15 protein-coding genes and 1 pseudogene are annotated in these 14,065 nt (G+C 71.5%); 6 read left to right on the forward strand and 10 right to left on the reverse strand.

Annotated elements, in window-relative coordinates; genetic code table 11:
- The first annotated feature begins 30 nt into the window (after positions 1-30).
- Positions 31-1,308 (forward strand): streptophobe family protein, encoded by a 1,278-nt coding sequence (locus IE263_RS36520; protein WP_189942361.1) that lies wholly within the window; start codon positions 31-33, stop codon positions 1,306-1,308.
- Positions 1,309-1,437: 129 nt separating this feature from the next.
- On the opposite strand, the gene IE263_RS36525 is transcribed toward IE263_RS36520, so the two are convergent.
- The 5 genes from IE263_RS36525 to mgrA all read right to left on the reverse strand — a co-directional run bounded on the left by IE263_RS36525 (position 1,438) and on the right by mgrA (position 7,225).
- Positions 1,438-2,430, reverse strand: coding sequence for a serine/threonine-protein kinase (locus IE263_RS36525; RefSeq protein WP_189942362.1), 993 nt, complete (start codon positions 2,428-2,430; stop codon positions 1,438-1,440).
- On the reverse strand, positions 2,430-2,972 hold the full coding sequence (locus tag IE263_RS36530) for an SH3 domain-containing protein (RefSeq protein ID WP_189942363.1): 543 nt from the start codon (positions 2,970-2,972) through the stop codon (positions 2,430-2,432). The genes IE263_RS36525 and IE263_RS36530 overlap by 1 nt, the downstream gene beginning before the upstream one ends.
- A 5-nt stretch (positions 2,973-2,977) precedes the next feature.
- A complete protein-coding gene (locus tag IE263_RS36535) occupies positions 2,978-5,317 on the reverse strand; it encodes an ABC transporter ATP-binding protein/permease (protein WP_189942364.1) in 2,340 nt (779 codons plus the stop codon).
- Between the two features lie 69 nt (positions 5,318-5,386).
- A complete protein-coding gene (locus tag IE263_RS36540; protein WP_189942365.1) occupies positions 5,387-5,797 on the reverse strand; it encodes a hypothetical protein in 411 nt (136 codons plus the stop codon).
- Between the two features lie 435 nt (positions 5,798-6,232).
- Positions 6,233-7,225, reverse strand: a complete 993-nt coding sequence (mgrA, locus tag IE263_RS36545) for an L-glyceraldehyde 3-phosphate reductase (protein WP_308430792.1) — start codon at positions 7,223-7,225, stop codon at positions 6,233-6,235.
- Positions 7,226-7,350: 125 nt separating this feature from the next.
- Between mgrA and IE263_RS36550 the strand changes: the two genes are divergently transcribed.
- A complete protein-coding gene (locus IE263_RS36550) occupies positions 7,351-8,235 on the forward strand; it encodes a LysR family transcriptional regulator (RefSeq protein ID WP_189942367.1) in 885 nt (294 codons plus the stop codon).
- A gap of 51 nt (positions 8,236-8,286) precedes the next feature.
- The gene (locus IE263_RS36555; protein ID WP_189942368.1) at positions 8,287-8,802 is read left to right on the forward strand and encodes a mycothiol transferase; all 516 of its coding nucleotides are present in this window, start codon (positions 8,287-8,289) and stop codon (positions 8,800-8,802) included.
- Here IE263_RS36555 and IE263_RS36560 read toward each other — a convergent pair.
- Positions 8,784-9,854 (reverse strand): adenosine deaminase, encoded by a 1,071-nt coding sequence (locus IE263_RS36560; protein ID WP_189942369.1) that lies wholly within the window; start codon positions 9,852-9,854, stop codon positions 8,784-8,786. The two genes, IE263_RS36555 and IE263_RS36560, sit on opposite strands and share 19 nt — an antisense overlap.
- 52 nt (positions 9,855-9,906) lie before the next feature.
- Positions 9,907-10,302, reverse strand: a complete 396-nt coding sequence (locus tag IE263_RS36565) for a VOC family protein (protein ID WP_189942370.1) — start codon at positions 10,300-10,302, stop codon at positions 9,907-9,909.
- A gap of 153 nt (positions 10,303-10,455) precedes the next feature.
- Here IE263_RS36565 and IE263_RS36570 point away from each other — a divergent pair, with 153 nt between their 5' ends.
- Both IE263_RS36570 and IE263_RS36575 read left to right on the forward strand, forming a co-directional pair.
- Complete coding sequence (locus IE263_RS36570) at positions 10,456-10,935, forward strand: pyridoxamine 5'-phosphate oxidase family protein (protein WP_189942371.1); 480 nt, start codon at positions 10,456-10,458, stop codon at positions 10,933-10,935.
- A 176-nt stretch (positions 10,936-11,111) separates the two neighbouring features.
- Positions 11,112-11,468, forward strand: a complete 357-nt coding sequence (locus IE263_RS36575) for a carboxymuconolactone decarboxylase family protein (RefSeq protein ID WP_189942372.1) — start codon at positions 11,112-11,114, stop codon at positions 11,466-11,468.
- Between the two features lie 67 nt (positions 11,469-11,535).
- Here the strand turns inward: IE263_RS36575 and IE263_RS36580 are convergent, their stop codons facing one another.
- The 3 genes from IE263_RS36580 to IE263_RS36590 form a co-directional block, all read right to left on the reverse strand.
- Positions 11,536-11,967, reverse strand: a complete 432-nt coding sequence (locus IE263_RS36580) for an aldo/keto reductase (protein WP_189942373.1) — start codon at positions 11,965-11,967, stop codon at positions 11,536-11,538.
- A gap of 28 nt (positions 11,968-11,995) precedes the next feature.
- Positions 11,996-12,886, reverse strand: coding sequence for a glycoside hydrolase family 19 protein (locus IE263_RS36585; protein ID WP_189942374.1), 891 nt, complete (start codon positions 12,884-12,886; stop codon positions 11,996-11,998).
- Between the two features lie 224 nt (positions 12,887-13,110).
- Entirely contained in the window at positions 13,111-13,548 is a 438-nt protein-coding gene (locus tag IE263_RS36590; protein ID WP_229911358.1) for a MarR family winged helix-turn-helix transcriptional regulator, read from the reverse strand.
- 48 nt (positions 13,549-13,596) lie between these two features.
- Between IE263_RS36590 and IE263_RS36595 the strand changes: the two are divergent.
- Positions 13,597-13,901, forward strand: a pseudogene (locus IE263_RS36595) (hypothetical protein); the annotation flags it as partial.
- Positions 13,902-14,065: the final 164 nt, after the last annotated feature.

Below are 14,065 nucleotides of genomic sequence, written 5' to 3' on the forward strand. Positions count from 1 at the left end.
CGTGGGACGGGTGCTGCTTAGCGTGGCAGGGTGAGCTCGCACACCCTGTCCGACCAGGCAGTCGCCCGCCACGGCTGGGTGCAGGCGGTCACCACGGCTCTGGCCACGCTGATCGCCATGGGCGTGGTGGCCGCGCTGGGGCTGTTGTGGGCCGGAGCCGCGGACCTGCCGGACGGCGCCTTCCCACGGGTGGTCGCGGCGACCGTCGTCACGGCGGTCGGCGGCACGGTCGAGCTCTCCGGGGACGCCGGAGGACTGGTGGACACTCGGGCGGGGCTGACCGTCATCCCGTTGTCCGTCACACTCGTCGGGGCTCTCGTGACCGCGGCCGGTTTCCTGCGTCCGCTGCGGCACCGGGCGGTCGCAGGTGTCGCGGAACTGGCAGGCTGGGCGGGGCGGATCGCCGTCGTGTGGCTGCTCGGTCTGCTCGCCGTGTCCCTCGCCGCCCGTCAGACCTTCGCGCTCCCCCTGGGCGACGAGACGCTCAGCGATATCGCCGAACTGTTCGACATCAGTCCGACGGTCGGCTTCACCACCGACGTGCCGCTCACGCTCGTGTTCGGCCTGCTGTGGCTGGCCGGCGTGCTGGTGCTGGCGCTGCTGGTCTCGCGCGGGGCGCCGCTGCCGGCCCGGCTGCTGCGCTTCCAGGAGTCGGTACGGCCGGCCGCGTACGCCATGGTGGTGCTCCTCCTGGCGTGTGTCGCGCTGGGCCTCCTCATCGCCTTCGTGGTCGCGGTGACGCGCGGCCATGCCGCCGAGACCCTCGCGCTGATGCTGCTGGGCCTGCCCAACCTGGTGTGGCTCGTGTTCACCATCGGTCTGGGCGCCACCTGGGAGGGCCGGGTGGAGGGACCGTTCGGGCTGCCCGTGCCGCACGTGCTGGACGAGGTGCTGCGCGGCTCGGACAACGCCACGCTGAACCTGGGCAGCCTCGCCGAGCAGGACGCCCGCGTGTGGTGGCTCGTCGCCGTGGACGCCATGCTGCTGCTGGCGGCGGCCTTCGTGATGGCGGCCCGCTCACCGGCCCGGACACCCGTCTGGCGGCACGGTGTCCACATGGCGGTCGCGCTGGTGCTCACGGTGCTGATGATCTGTCTGGTCGGCCGTGTCTCCGCGCACTACGGCCTCTCCGTGCTCGGCATCACCGACCTGGGCGGCGCCGATCTGACCGGGGACCTGTTCCTGCGCCCCGTGGTGTGGACGGCGCTGGGCTTCGCGGCGCTGTGGGGACTGGTCACCGGGTTCCTGGGCGGGTTGCTGGCACGGGGGAGGGCGGGGCAGGGCAGGGTCGACGAGGGCTCGTGGTGAGGCCTCTGGGATCCCGGTCTCCGAGGCGATCCCGATCTCTGCAGCGATCCCGGTCTCCGCGGCGCTCCCGGCCTCTGCCGCGTTCCCGGCCTCCTGCGGTGGCCGCCCTGAAGCGCGGGCCGTGATCTCTCAGCCCTGGTCACCCGGCCCGAACACCGGCACCGCCCACCTCGGCGGCGGCTTGGGCCGTCCTCCGCCCGCCACCTGAAGGTTCACCTCCGTCGGCGGGTGCCCCGCCTGCGGGCCGCCCGCCCCCGCCGCCCGCAGGTCGCCGACGAACGCGAGGCAGGTGCCGTGGCGGGCGTCGGGCGTCTTGGCCAGGGCCCGGGCGAAGACCTCGTCGACGCGCGGGGGCAGGTCGGGGCGCGCCTCGGTGAGCGGGGGCGGCTCGTCGTACTGGTGGGCCCACAGCAGGGCCATGTCGTCGTCGCGGCGGAAGGGCGGGCGGCCCGCGAGCGTCTCGTAGACGACGCAGGCGAGGCCGTAGACATCGCAGCGGCCGTCGACCGGGCGGCCGGAGATCTGCTCGGGGGCGACGTAGTCGAGGGTGCCGACGAACTGACCGACGGTGGTGAAGCCGGTGAGGGACAGCGACTTCTTCGTCAGGCCGAAGTCGGTGAGGTAGACGTGCTCGGGGTGGTCGCTGTCGGTGCCGCGGGCGACGAGGATGTTGCCGGGTTTGACGTCCCGGTGGACCAGGCCGTGCTCGTGGGCGGCGTCGAGCGCCGAGGCGACCTGTGTGGCGATCCGGACGGCGGTCGGCAGCGGCAACCGGCCCCGGCTGTCGAGGAGGTGGCGCAGGTCGCGGCCGGCGACGTAGCGCATGGCGATGTACAGCAGGCCGTCGGTCTCGCCTGCCTCGAAGACCGGCACGATGTGCGGGTGGTCGATCGCGGCGGCCACCCGGGACTCGTGGGTGAAGCGGTTGCGGAAGGTGTCGTTGCGGGCGAGTTCCGGCGCGAGCAGCTTGAGGGCGACGGTGCGGTCGAGGCGCAGGTCACGGGCGCGGTAGACGACGGCCATGCCGCCGCGCCCGATCTCGGCCTCGAGGCGGTAGCCCGCGACCTGCCGGCCGACGAGTTCGGAGGGTCCGCCGGAGAAGAGGCTCGTCTCGCGGTCCATCAGGGTTCACCGTCGGGGGTGACGGCCCGGGAGCGGGCGCCGGTGTTCTGCGTCGTGGTGGGCGGGTCGTCGGCCGCGTAGGTGCTCAGGCGGGTGCCGTCGCCGTACAGCCAGCGCCCCTGGGCGGGGTCGTAGATCCACATGGACTCGCCGTCGACGACCACGCCGATCCGCAGGCCCTGGGTGCGGTTGCGGAAGGTCTCGCCGTCGAGGGCGCCGCCGGCGAGTTCCTCGACGGCGGCCCGGTAGCGGGCGAGGGCCTGTTCGGCGCGGCCGAGGAGGGGGCGCGGGTCGGTGACGGTCGTGAGGGCACCGTCGGCGAGGGGCGGGTCCTGGGGTACGGCGACCAGGTACCGGCCGTCCACCCAGGCCGACCAGCCGTTGGAGCACAACACATGCCCCCAGTCCCCGCGCCGCTCGACGAGCCGGACGGGCAGCAGCGGGTCGAGGGGGACGGTGGGCCGGGCGGGGTCGGGGGCCTCCCAGGCGGGCATGCCCTGCTGGGGGACGACGTGCGTGGGCCGGAAGCCGGAGGTCGTCATCGCGCCTACTTCCGCATCACGGCGGGTTCGTGTCGGCGCAGCAGCCGGGAGACGACGTACCCGAAGACGACCGAGAGCACCACGAGCATCCCCACGTCGAGCAGCCACACGCTCGCCGAGTGCTCGAACAGGGGGTCTCCGGTCAGACCGCCAGGCACGATCCGGGCCAGGTCGACGGTGCCGGCCATCGCGCCGAACGCCCAGCGGGAGGGCACGAGCCACGCCAGCTGCTCCAGCCCGGGCACGCCGTCCAGCGGCAACAGCGCGCCGCAGAAGACGACCTGGACGATGGCGAGCAGCACCAGCAGCGGCATCGTCACCTCCTCCTTGCGCACGAGCGCGGAGACCAGCAGGCCGAGCATCATCGCCGTGAAGGCCAGCAGGGCGACGGCGAGGGTGATTTCGAGCAGCGGCGGCATCAGCACGCCCTTCCCACCGGGCGCGTCGAGGTCGACGCCGAGCAGGGCGACGAGCGTCAGCACGGCCGCCTGCACGACGGTCACCGTGCCCAGCACGACGACCTTCGACATCAGGTACGCCGATCTGGACAGGCCGACGGCCCGCTCGCGCTGGTAGATCACGCGTTCCTTGACCAGTTCGCGCACGGCGTTGGCCGCGCCGGTGAGGACGCCGCCGACGCACAGGATCAGCAGGGCGTTCATCGCGGTGTCGCGGGTGAGCTGGCTGCCGGCGAGGGCGCGGGCCATGGCCCCCATCACGAACGGCAGGGCGATCATGACGGCCAGGAAGGTGCGGTCGGCGCTGAGCGCGGCCGTGTAGCGGCGGATCAGCGTGCCGAGCTGGGCGGCGCGGCTGCGGGGCTGGGGCGGCGGCAGCATGATGACCGGGCCGTCGCGGGCGAGGTCGGGCTGGGCGCTGGAGCTGACGACGTAGTGCCGGTGGAACGGCGACTCGGCGTACTCCCCGGCCCAGTCCCGGTCGCGGTCCCGGTCGAACGCCTCGAAGGCCTCGGGCCAGTGCTCGAAGCCGAAGAAGGCGAGGGCGTCGTCGGGCTGCCCGTAGTAGGCGACCTTGCCGCCGGGTGCGAGGACGAGGAGGCGGTCGCAGACGTCGAGGCTGAGGACGCTGTGGGTGACGACGATGACGGTGCGGCCGTCGTCGGCGAGGCCGCGCAGCATGTGCATCACCGAGCGGTCCATACCGGGGTCGAGGCCCGAGGTCGGCTCGTCGAGGAAGAGCAGCGACGGCTTGGTCAGCAGTTCCAGGGCCACGCTGACCCGCTTGCGCTGGCCGCCGGAGAGGCTGTGCACGTGCTGGTCGGCGCGCTCCTCAAGGCCCAGTTCGCGGATGACCTCCTCGACGCGCTCCCGGCGCTCGGCCTTGGCGGTGTCCTGCGGGAAGCGCAGTTCGGCGGCGTAGCCGAGGGCGCTGCGCACGGTGAGCTGGGCGTGCAGGATGTCGTCCTGCGGGACCAGGCCGATGCGCTGGCGCAGTTCGGCGTAGTCGCGGTACAGGTCGCGGCCGTCGTAGACGACGGTGCCGTGGTCGGCGGGGCGCTGTCCGGTGAGGGCGTTGAGCAGGGTGGACTTTCCGGCGCCGCTGGGTCCGACGACCGCGAGCAGGCACTTCTCCCCGACCGGGAACGACACATGGTCGAGGAGGACCTTGCGGCCGTGGTCGACGGAGACCGTGAGGCCCTGGACGTCGAGGGAGATCTCGCCGGTGTCGACGTACTCCTGGAGTTCGTGGCCGACCAGGCAGAACGCCGAGTGGCCGATGCCGACGATGTCGCCCTGGCCGATCGGGGCGGTGGTGACGGGCAGGCCGTTGAGGTAGGTGCCGTTGTGACTGTCGAGGTCGGCGATCTCGTAGGTGCCGTCGGGCAGGGCGCGCAGTTCGGCGTGCCAACGGGAGACGACCAGGTCGTCGATGACCAGGTCGTTGTCGGCGGCGCGGCCGATGCGCACGGTGCGGGCGGGCAGTGGGCGGACGCAGGTGGGCTGCCGGAAGGCTCCCGTCGCTTCGGGGTGCGACACCGCGGAGGGCCGCTCGGGCGAGGGCGGGGGGCGGTCGGTCAGGACGGCGCGGGGGCCGTCGGTGGGGCTGCCGAAGCGGATCACGGTGCCGGGGCCGACGTCCGAGGCGTGGATGCGGCGGCCGTCGGCGTAGGTGCCGTTGGTGCTGTGCTCGTCCTCGAGGGTCCAGTGGCCTCCGTCGGGCCGCAGGACCGCGTGGTGCCAGGAGACGCGGGCGTCCTCGAGGACGATGTCGCTGAGCGGGTCCCTGCCGACGCGGTAGGCGTGGTCCGGGATCATCACCGTGGAACCCGTCTCGGTCTCCAGCACGAGTTCGGGCGCAGTCGAGGCGACAGGCCGCTCCGCCATGCCGGAATTCTATCGATTCGTACCCCTGTGCGCCCCACCGGAGATCCGTTGGGGGCCCTCTGTCACGTGTCAGCCGACGGGAAGCACGAGGGCCGGGATGGTCCGCTGCATACGCAGGGCGTCGACGGACTCGGCGAGCAGTTCGTACTCGGTGGTCTCGTCGCTGGCGGCGATCCGCACCAGCCGTCCCCCGGCCAGTTCGTCGGCGACCAGTTCCTGCTGTTCCACGTCGGCACACCAGGCCCGCAGCACCCCGGGCACGTCCGGGACGGTCTCGGCGACCGGCACGAGGGCGTTCGGCGGGAAGTGCGCGTCGTCGGGCTGCGGGTCGAGCCGCCCGGCGATCCAGGAGGCCCGGTCCCGCAGCCACCACAGGGCGAGGGCCAGCGTCGGCGCACGGTAGGTGCCCAGCGGTACGCCGATGCGCCGGCCGTCGCAGACGCCGTACGCGGTGACATGGCACAGGAATTCGTCGTGCACGACCTTCTCCCCCGTCGCTCGCTCGCCGGTGTGCGGCCTCGCTTTCCGTGCGGCTCCTGTGGGGTGAACTGCCCCCTGACGTTCGAGTATGTTCACTACTGAAACACTGTCACCATGACTTTCCGGCCAGTCTCCTGGCATATTCATCGCCACTCTTGGCCGAAATACGGCGGGCGCGGGATTCCGTACGGGACCGGCGCGGACCGGGGTCCGCGCCCTGACCGGAGCGGATGCCCTCCGGCCGGAAAGGGAGCCATGAATTCCACCGCCCGCGGCGGTCCATCCCCGGAAAGGCGGAAAAGATCGCTGCGGGTGGAGGACACCATGAGCACCGGCGGAAAAGTGGACGCGGAATTCACCGCCGTCCCGCGCAGGCACCCGTCCGGAGTTCGTTCATGGCTCGCGGCTGTGGGGGCGTGCGCCTGAGGAAACGGCTCAGCCCTTGATCACCGCGTCGATGCGGGCCAGCTCGTCCGCGTCGAAGTCCAGGCGGTCCAGGGCGCCGACGCTGTCCTCGATCTGGCGGGCGCTGCTCGCGCCGACCAGGGCGGAGGTGACGCGGCCGCCGCGCAGCACCCAGGCCAGGGCGAGCTGGGCCAGCGACTGGCCCCGGGACTCGGCGATCTCGTCGAGGGCGCGCAGCTTGGCGACCAGTTCCTCGGTGACCGCCTCGGAGTTCAGGAAGGGGCTGTCGCTCGCGGCCCGCGAGTCCTCCGGGATGCCGTCGAGGTAGCGGGCGGTGAGCAGGCCCTGCTCCAGCGGGGAGAAGACGATGGAGCCGACCTGGAGCTCGTCCAGGGCGTCGAGCAGGCCCTCGCTCTCGGGGCGACGGTCGAGCATCGAGTAGCGCGGCTGGTGGATGAGGAGCGGGGTGCCCAGCTCGGCGAGGATGCGGGCGGCCTCGCGGGTCTGCTCGGCCGAGTAGTTGGAGACGCCGACGTACAGCGCCTTGCCCTGCTGGACCGCGGAGTGCAGGGCACCCATCGTCTCCTCCAGCGGAGTCTCCGGGTCGGGGCGGTGCGAGTAGAAGATGTCGACGTACTCGAGCCCCATCCGCTTCAGGCTCTGGTCGAGGGAGGACAGCAGGTACTTGCGCGAACCCCACTCGCCGTACGGGCCGGGCCACATCAGATAGCCGGCCTTGGTGGAGATGACCAGCTCGTCGCGGTACGGCGCGAAGTCCGCCTTCAGGAACTCGCCCAGCGCGGATTCGGCGGCGCCGGGCGGCGGGCCGTAGTTGTTCGCCAGGTCGAAGTGGGTGACGCCGAGGTCGAAGGCGCGGCGCAGGATGGACCGCTGGGTCTCGACCGGGCGGTCCGGGCCGAAGTTGTGCCACAGTCCGAGCGACAGCGCGGGGAGCTTCAGGCCGCTGCGTCCGGTGCGCCGGTAGGGCATGTCCGCGTAGCGGTCGGGGTGTGCGGTGTACAACGCGACTCCATGAGGGGTTGGCTCGGAAGATCGGTTCATGGGAACCGCTACCCACTCTTCCGCGACCTGCGGGTAGTGGTCCAACAGAAGAATCCGATGGAATTCAGCGGATAGGCTTCTCAATCATGGAACTGCGCCACCTCCAGCACTTCGTCGCGGTCGCCGAGGACCAGCACTTCACCCGGGCCGCCGAGCGCCTGATGGTCTCCCAGTCGGGCCTGTCGGCGTCGATCCGAGCCCTGGAGCGGGAGTTGCGGGCGCCCCTGTTCGTACGGACGACCCGCCGGGTGACGCTGACGGAGGCGGGCCGGGCACTGCTGGCGGAGGCGGAGCGGATCCTGGCGCAGGTGCGGGCCGCGCACGAGGCGGTGGCCGCAGTGCAGGGTGTGGTGCGGGGCACACTCGCGGTGGGCACCGAGCAGTGCATCGCGGGCGTGCATGTGGCGGGGCTGCTGGCTGCCTTCCGGCGGCGGCATCCGGACGTGGAGATCCGGCTCAGGCAGTCCGGCTCGGGCGCGCTGGCCGAGGAGGTGGCGGCCGGGCGTCTCGACCTGGCCTTCGCCTACCGCACCCAGGCGGACAGCGACCAGTTGCGCTCCGCGCCGCTGGCCTGTGAGCCGATGTACGTGCTGTGCCACCCCGACCACCGCCTCGCCGACGCGGCGGCCGCGCTCACGCCGGCCGACGTCTCGGACGAGGTGTTCGTCGACTTCCACCCGGACTGGGGCCCGCGTCGCGCCACCGACGCGGCCTTCGCCGTCGCGGGCGCCCGCCGTACGGTCGCGCTGGAGGTCAACGACGTGCACAGCCTGCTCGACCTGGTGGACGAGAACCTCGGCATCGCCGTCGTACCGCGCCACTTCCGGCACAAGCGGGAGGCGCTCACCGCGCTGCCCCTGAAGGGCACGGGCGAGGTGGTGTACGAGACGGTGGCCCTGCTGCCGCCCCCGGAGGCGACCAGCCCGGCGGCGCGGGCACTGATGGCGCTGCTCGATGCGGAGGGCGGGTAAGGGTCTGCCCAAGAAGCGGCGGCGGGGCGGCGGGTGCGCGATGGTGGACGTATGCACGCGAAGGACATCCTCATCGACGGTTACCACCGCATCCAGGAAGAAGTCCACGCCGCCGTCGAGGGCCTGGACCCCGACGACCTCAACGCCCGCCCCACCGCCGAGACCAACTCGGTCGCCTGGCTGGTCTGGCATCTCACCCGTGTCCAGGACGACCACATCGCCGACGCCTTCGAGCTCGACCAGGTGTGGCTGTCCCAGGACTGGGAGAAACGGTTCGGCCTGGACCTGCCGCGCCACGACACCGGGTACGGGCACAGCGCGGCGAAGGTCGCCAAGGTGCAGGTCTCCGAGGCCGAGCTGCTGACCGGCTACTACGACGCCGTCCACGCACAGACCCTGCAGGCGCTGCGCGGGCTGACCGCGGCGGACCTGGAGCGGATCGTGGACGAGCGCTGGGATCCGCCGGTCAGCCTGGGCGTACGGCTGGTCAGCGTCCTGTCCGACGATCTCCAGCACGTCGGACAGGCCGCCTATGTGCGCGGGCTGCTTCAGAGCGCGGCCGCGTAACCCGGCAGGACGACGTCCTCGATGAGGGCCTTGCGCTCGTCGAACGGGACGAACGCGCTCTTCAGGGCGTTCACCGTGACGGTGCGCAGGTCCTCGACGGTCCAGCCCGCCTCCTCGACCAGCAGGGACATCTCGCGGGTCATCGTCGTCCCCGAGACCAGACGGTTGTCGGTGTTGAGGGTGACCCGGAAGCCGAGGTCCTTCAGCGCGGTGATCGGGTGCTCGGCGATGGAGGTGGCGGCGCCGGTCTGGAGGTTGGACGTCGGGCACATCTCCAGGGCGATCCGGCGGTCGCGGACCCAGCCGGCGAGGCGGCCGAGCTTGCCGTCGACGATGTCGTCGGTGATGCGGACGCCGTGGCCGATGCGCTGGGCGCCGCACACCTGGAGCGCCTGGTGGATGCTGGGCAGGCCGTGGGCCTCGCCGGCGTGGATGGTGAACGGCACGTTCTCGCGCCGCAGGTGCTCGAAGGCGTCCAGGTGGTCGGCGGGCGGGAAGCCGTCCTCGGCGCCGGCGATGTCGAAGCCGACGACGCCCGCGTCCCGGAAGGCGACCGCCAGGTCGGCGGTGGCCCGGGTGCGGTCGAACATGCGCATGCCACAGAGCAGGGTGCCGACCCGGACGGGGGTGCCGGCCGCGGCTGCCTTCGCCATACCGGCCGCGAGCCCCTCCTGCACGGTCTCGACGACCTCGGCCAGGGTCAGCCCGCCGTTCAGCATCAGCTCGGGGGCGTAGCGGACCTCGCCGTAGACCACGCCGTCCGCGGCCAGGTCGAGCACGTACTCCTCGGCGGTGCGCAGCAGGCCCTCGCGAGTCTGCATGACGGCGAGGGTGTGCTCGAAGGTGGCTATGTAGCGGACCAGGTCACCGGAGTTGGCGGCCTCGAAGTACCAGGCGGCCAACTCGTCGGGGTCGGTGGTGGGCAGGGTGTGGCCGACCGCGTCCGCGAGCTCGACGACGGTGGCGGGGCGCAGGCCGCCGTCGAGGTGGTCGTGCAGGACGGCCTTGGGGAGCCGGCGGAGGGTGTCGGTGTCGGGGCGGGGCGCGGTCATGGGCGGTCTTTCTCTGACTTTCTCTGGGCTTTCTCGGGCAGCTGGGCCGGGACTACCGCTGGGCGGGCTGGAGCAGGTCCCAGCGGTTTCCGTACAGGTCCTGGAAGACGGCGACGGAGCCGTAGGGCTCGTGGCGGGGCTCCTCCAGGAACGTCACGCCGGCGGCGACCATCCGGGCGTGGTCGCGGGCGAAGTCGTCGGTGTGCAGGAAGAAGCCGACGCGGCCGCCGGTCTGGTCGCCGATCCGGTCGCGCTGAACATCGCCCTTGGCGCGGGCGAGGAGCAGGCCGGTGCCGTCCTGATGCTCTCCCGGCCGTACGACGACCCAGCGGGAGCCGTCGGGGCGCGGCGCGTCCTCGACGAGGCGGAAGCCGAGGGCATCGGTGTAGAAGCGGATAGCCTCGTCGTAGTCGTCGACGACGAGGGTGACCAGGGCGATGCGGGTCATCGGGGCCTTTCGGGAGGGCTGATTGACGGGAGAGGTTATACGTAAAACTACTGGGACGCCAGTCGCTGCCGAAGACCTAGGGCTCCAGCCCGAGCCGTGGGTGGGACCGCGGCCCGACGCGGGGAGGGCGTGCCTGCGGCTAGCGTCGCGGCCATGAAGATCACCGAGCCGCCTCGCGGCCCTGAGCAGCGCAAGCGGGACGTTCTGAACCGGCTGGAGGAGGAGCTCGACGTCTGGGTCGCCACGGCGGACGCGGACGGGGTGCCGTGTCTCGTCGCCCTGTGGTTCGTCTGGGACGGCGCGGACCTGTGGCTGTCGACCCGGCTGACCAATCCGACGGGCCGCAATCTCCGGGACGGGCGGCGGGCACGGCTGGCGTTCGGGGCCACGCGGGACGTCGTCCTCATCGACGGTGAGGCGGAGACCTTCACGGCGCGGGAGGTCCCGCCGGAAGCGGCCGACGCGTTCCTCGCGCGAACGGGGTGGGATCCACGCGAGGACGCCGCGTCCTACGCGTACTTCAGGGTGCGGCCGCGCGTGGTGCAGGCATGGCGGGAGGTGCACGAGATGCCGGGGCGGCACGTCATGCGGGACGGGGTGTGGGTCGTCAACCAGCCTGGCATCAACTCATAGCCGGTTCAAAGGGGTTGGAGACACCTCGAAGGCTCCCCGGTTCACCACCTCATCCCGACATGCGCGAGCCCGGCGACGCTCCTACGGTTGAAGGGCAAGCCGCCGACACGTGAGATACGCCCGTGTTCAGCGGGTGAAGCGTGTCGGCTCCGCGCGCACGGCAAGGCGGTTCGGACATGCCCACAACGTCAGACGCTCCCGTTCTCGACACGCTCGCCGCCATGACAGTCGACTCGCTCGAGCGCTGCGGACTGGATGAGCGCACGCTCATCCTCACCCGTATCGCCGCGCTCGTGGCCATGGACGCACCCGCGATTTCCTACCTCGCCCATGTCGATCCCGCCGTCAGGGCCAACCTGACCACCGAGCAGGTGCAGGACGTCCTCGTCGCGGTCGCTCCCGTGGTGGGCACGGCACGCGTCATGGCGGCCGCGAGTCACATAGCCGAGGCACTCGGCTTCGCCGTCGCGTTGGCCGAGACCGAAGCCGAGGCCATCTCCGGGGCCGAAGCCCGCGGCCGGGGCAAGTCCTGAGTGACGTACCGGAACTCTGAAGTCGGCGGCCGGTCATCGCGGATCAGGGGCGAGCCGACCCGCCGCTTCAACCCGCCTTCCTTCGCAGTCCGTCGAGGCGCTGCATCTCCTCGTCCGTGAGCCGCAGGCCGCCCGCGGCCACGTTCTCGATGAGGTGGTCGGGGTTGCCCGTGCCGGGGATGGCCAGGACGTGGGGGCCCTGGGACAGGATCCAGGCGAGCCTGATGAGGTCGTCCGGGTAGGGGGACAGCGCGCTGTTGATGAGCTCGTTGGCGGAGCGGAGGGAGGAGAAGTAGAAGGCGGCCGTGTCGATGTGGTTCACGCCGAGGTCGATCGCCTTGCGCAGGACGGCGATCGAGCGATCGCGGTCGGTCGGTGTCCCGAGGTGGAAGGCGGCGCTGCCCGTCAGCCGCATCGCGCCGAAGCCGATGCGGTGGACGGGCAGGTCGCCGACGGTCCAGGTGCCAGCGGCGTCCGCGGTGATCGTTCCGGAGGTCATCGGCGGAGTGTCGCACACCGATGCGACGTCAGCAGTAGAGATTCCCTCCCGGCGTCACGCCGAGGATCTGCGTGAACTGCTGGTACTTGGTGACCCGGCTCTGCACCTGCGCGGGGTTCTTGCCGTCGCACTCCAGGGAGCCGTTGATGGAGCGGATCGTCTGGCCGAAGCCCGCGCCGTTCACCATGGCGTTGTGCGGGGTCATGGTGCCGGGACCGGACTGGGTGTTCCAGTACCACAGGGCGGTCTTCCAGGCCACGGCGGCGTCGTTCTGCACCAGCCACGGATTGTTGAGCAGGTCGATGCCGAGCGCGTCGCCCGCGGCCTTGTAGTTGAAGTTCCAGCTGAGCTGGATGGGGCCGCGTCCGTAGTAGGCCGCCTGGCCGGCCGGGCAGCCGTAGGGCCGGCTCCAGTCGCAGTAGTGCGGGTAGTTGGCGGTGTTCTGCTCGACGACGTGCACCAGTCCGCCGGTCTCGTGGCTGACGTTGGCGAGGAAGGCGGCCGCCTCCTGCTTCCTGGTCGTGTCACCGCCGGTGGTGGTGAAGCCGGGGTAGGCGCTGAGCGCGGCGGTGAGGCCGCGGTAGGTGTAGAAGCCGTTCCGGTTCGGGAACATCTGGTTGAACTGGGCTTCGGTGACCACGAAGCTGCCGACGGGCGTCCCGGGGCCGCTGTCGCAGGCGTACGGCTCCCAGTACCAGGTGCTGATGGTCGGGTCGTAACCAGGGTTGTCGTGCTCGGCGATGTACGCCTTGCCATCCGTGTAGCGGACGATGTCACCGGTGCGGTACGCCTTGCCGGCCACCCAGTTGGGATAGCTCGAGCACACGGCGGCGGACGCGTTCGTGGCCGGCAGCAGGACCGGCACCGTGCCGGCGAGCACGAGGGCGGTCACGACGGCGGAGATGCGGCGCCTCGACACGGGATCAACTCCTTCGCGGAGCACGGCCGCTCCCCGACAAGGGCAGGGTGAAGCAGAGCCTTGTGCGCACGTGCCGGACGGAACCGGCCACGGCGTGGAGGGCGGCCGTGGTGGGGGGTGTGGAGGCACACTCAACCGCTTTGGTCTGTACCAGTCAAGGGTGTAGACCAGTCAACACGCCCTGCCCACAGCCGGATCGGCCTCGCGCCCGCCCGAGCTCGGCCTCACACCCGCGACGACTCTCCCAGCGTCTCGGCGAGCCGGCCCAGCAGGGCCCGCAGCAGCTCCTCGTCACCGTCGCCGTGCGCGGGCCAGGCGGTGTGTACGGCGCGGTCGACGCGCCGCCAGTGGTCCTGGCCGCGCGGGGTGAGGTGGACGAGGATGCGGCGCCGGTCGAGGGGGTCGACGCGGCGGTGGACGAGGTTCTGGTCGACGAGGTGGTCGATCAGCTTGGTCAGGGTGGGCGGTGGCAGGAAGGCGGCCTCGGCGATCGCCGTCATGTGGTGGCCCGAGCCGTCGGAGAGCAGGGCGAGCACCCGCCAGGCGTCGAGCGAGCAGCCCTCCTCCTCGAGGGCGGCCTGGAGCCGGCGCGCGGCCAGCCGCTCGGCCCGTGTGAGGAGCTGCATCAGGTGGTGTGGGCTGCGCGGAGAGGGGGTGGGCACCAGGCATCCGCTCCTAGGTCACGAGGTGTGTACATCGTAGGAGACGGACTCGAGTTCCCCGGGCGGTACGCGGACCGCTTCTGCATCGACGCACGGGCGCCGGGCAGTCTCGGTGAATCCTGTTACGGGGGCGTCCTGTTGCCGGCCGCACTCCTCAACGCTCACCGAGGAAGGCGGGCACGCCGGACGTCACGGCGATCGGGGCGGCGGCCGACACCGTGTCCTACGAAGGCTCGCGCGGCCTGCTGCACCTGCGGGGCAGCCACGTCCGCCGGCGGATCCACCTCGCCCGCGCCGACGGGCCGGACTTCGACGTACTCACGGAACTGGATCTTCACGGTTCCCGCCCTTGACAGCCCTCGACGCCGTCAAGACACTTCCCGCAGAAAGTAACTAGAATGCCGCGGGCGAATTGCGAATACAGATGATTGCCCCGTTCCGAATGCCCCTGCGCGTCACGCAGGGGCCTTTTTTGTTGCCTCGGGGAAAGTCCCGCGAAACGCCTCGGAAACAGGGT

Source organism: Streptomyces aurantiogriseus, from assembly GCF_014649375.1.
GTDB classification, from domain to species: Bacteria; Actinomycetota; Actinomycetes; order Streptomycetales; family Streptomycetaceae; genus Streptomyces; species Streptomyces aurantiogriseus.

Bases quoted from the DNA above. Each gene is read 5' to 3' on its own strand.
- IE263_RS36565 (WP_189942370.1), bottom strand. From the start codon at position 10,302: ATGACCCGCATCGCCCTGGTCACCCTCGTCGTCGACGACTACGACGAG.
- IE263_RS36550 (WP_189942367.1), top strand. From the start codon at position 7,351: ATGGAACTGCGCCACCTCCAGCACTTCGTCGCGGTCGCCGAGGACCAG.
- IE263_RS36530 (WP_189942363.1), bottom strand. From the start codon at position 2,972: ATGACGACCTCCGGCTTCCGGCCCACGCACGTCGTCCCCCAGCAGGGC.
- IE263_RS36555 (WP_189942368.1), top strand. From the start codon at position 8,287: ATGCACGCGAAGGACATCCTCATCGACGGTTACCACCGCATCCAGGAA.
- IE263_RS36570 (WP_189942371.1), top strand. From the start codon at position 10,456: ATGAAGATCACCGAGCCGCCTCGCGGCCCTGAGCAGCGCAAGCGGGAC.
- IE263_RS36525 (WP_189942362.1), bottom strand. From the start codon at position 2,430: ATGGACCGCGAGACGAGCCTCTTCTCCGGCGGACCCTCCGAACTCGTC.
- IE263_RS36575 (WP_189942372.1), top strand. From the start codon at position 11,112: ATGCCCACAACGTCAGACGCTCCCGTTCTCGACACGCTCGCCGCCATG.
- IE263_RS36580 (WP_189942373.1), bottom strand. From the start codon at position 11,967: ATGACCTCCGGAACGATCACCGCGGACGCCGCTGGCACCTGGACCGTC.
- IE263_RS36560 (WP_189942369.1), bottom strand. From the start codon at position 9,854: ATGACCGCGCCCCGCCCCGACACCGACACCCTCCGCCGGCTCCCCAAG.
- IE263_RS36535 (WP_189942364.1), bottom strand. From the start codon at position 5,317: ATGGCGGAGCGGCCTGTCGCCTCGACTGCGCCCGAACTCGTGCTGGAG.